The 1,832-nt window shown below is 37.2% G+C and carries 3 protein-coding genes; 2 read left to right on the forward strand and 1 reads right to left on the reverse strand.

Going from position 1 to position 1,832, the window contains the following annotated elements; genetic code table 11:
- Positions 1-136: 136 nt before the first annotated feature.
- Both EI164_RS15885 and EI164_RS15890 read left to right on the forward strand, forming a co-directional pair.
- Positions 137-670, forward strand: a complete 534-nt coding sequence (locus tag EI164_RS15885) for a DUF2058 domain-containing protein (protein ID WP_192520955.1) — start codon at positions 137-139, stop codon at positions 668-670.
- A gap of 377 nt (positions 671-1,047) precedes the next feature.
- On the forward strand, positions 1,048-1,467 hold the full coding sequence (locus EI164_RS15890; RefSeq protein WP_192520956.1) for a hypothetical protein: 420 nt from the start codon (positions 1,048-1,050) through the stop codon (positions 1,465-1,467).
- Between the two features lie 45 nt (positions 1,468-1,512).
- On the opposite strand, the gene EI164_RS15895 is transcribed toward EI164_RS15890, so the two are convergent.
- The coding region (locus EI164_RS15895; RefSeq protein ID WP_318779513.1) for a transposase at positions 1,513-1,832 on the reverse strand (320 nt) is incomplete at its 5' end.

Raw genomic sequence — 1,832 nt, forward strand, 5'->3', positions numbered from 1 at the left:
GCTGCGTAACTAAAATCTCCCAAGTTTAAGTCTACGGGATTGACGGCAGGGGTCAGACCACATGCGCTAACAAATTTTGCTACAATGTGTTTTTTAGCATTTATGATTTGAATATTCTTATTTAGGTGATGGAATTATGGCAAAAAATGCCCTACAAGCTCAACTACTCAAAGCAGGATTGGTAGATAGCAAAAAAGCCAAAAAAATCAGCAAGCAAACGCAACATGCCAAGCGTACTGGTGACTCAGAAAGCCTAGAAGCAAAAAAAGCATTGGCTGAGGCGCAAGCCAAAAAATTAGAAAAAGATCAGCAGCTCAATCAAGAAAAGCAGCGTGCTTTAGAAGAAAAGGCGCTCAAGGCAAATATCATTCAAATGATTAAGCAGCACCAAATCAGTGATACTAGCGGTGATGTCAGCTATCAATTTGTCGACAGCTCAAAAGTCAAAAAGATCTCTATTACCCAAAAGCTATATGACCAAGTCGTCGCAGGTCATGTCGTTATTGCACGATTAGAAGAAGGCTATGCATTACTTCCCCGCCCGTTAGCAGATCGTATAGATTCTAAGATGGAAGGCTTTATGGTTGTGTCCAACGACACGTCAGAAGAGGTATTAGCAGAAGACGATCCTTATGCCGCTTATGTCATTCCAGATGATTTAATGTGGTAAATACTCAATATTTATAATACTCGCTTTGTCATTGTATGTACCCTTTGTAGAATGTTTAATTCTATAAAGGGTTTTTTATTGTATAGAAAACAATCACCTTTAAGCTAGCGTTACAGGTTTTGTTGAGAAAGGTAACAAATCGCCATAACCTTTCCATACATAGCAATGCGAACTTGAACAACCATTCAATAACAACTACAATGCAATTTCTTAGCCGATTTAGCGATAAGATTTTACTTAAAATTGAGCGTTCACTCAAAAATTAAATATAATTTTAAGTGTCTGTTTTTTTGCTTAACTAGAGTAAATATCCATGCTTGTTTTGTTCATCAAGATTGTTGAATCTAACTTTAAAACTTATTAAAAAGAATTTACTTATGCCAAAACATTTACCGCTTTCACTTTTATTGCTTCGACTGGGTATCTTTGTTGTCTTTTTATTTTGGACACTTGATAAATTTATTAACCCTGAACATGCCGCAGGAGTTATGTCTAAATTTTATGGCATGGAAAATATGGGTGACTCCATATTTTATGTTATGGGTACTGTCCAGTTGATACTTATCTTACTATTTGTCGTTGGATTATTTAAAACTTGGACCTATGGCATTTTGCTACTGGCTCATGCAGGCTCAACTCTTTCAACCTTTGCTTTATATATGCAGCCATTTGATAACTTATTGTTTTTTGCTGCATGGCCAATGCTAGCAGCCTGTATCGCCCTTTTCTTATTGAGAGACTGGGATACACTAACACTAGGCAAGCGAAAAATGGGCAAAGTCATTCCCATAGCATAAATATAAATACAGTCTATCGTTTAAAAGTACAATAATACCCCACTCTCAACTTGAAATAAGCAAATCAAACTGAAGAGGCGGGTTACCAAGTTTTTTATTGAGTACAAAGCACAGATTATGCGACAGAATCTTACGAATCAATCGATGAGACAAATGCCATAAATCTCTTGCTCGTACCTTTTGTATATTAAATCGTTCTGATAACTGACCAATGACTGTTTCAACGATACGGCGGGCTTTCATTAGCCGTCTTACCACAGGTTTGGGTCTATCTTCTTTCATATTAGCTCTGAGTGGCGTTTGTAAATCTACTCCTTGAGCGTCGTAGTACGATGTCAGACTCGGGCTGATATACCCTTTATCAG

This window comes from Psychrobacter sp. FME13 (assembly GCF_014861395.1).
Classification (GTDB): domain Bacteria; phylum Pseudomonadota; class Gammaproteobacteria; order Pseudomonadales; family Moraxellaceae; genus Psychrobacter.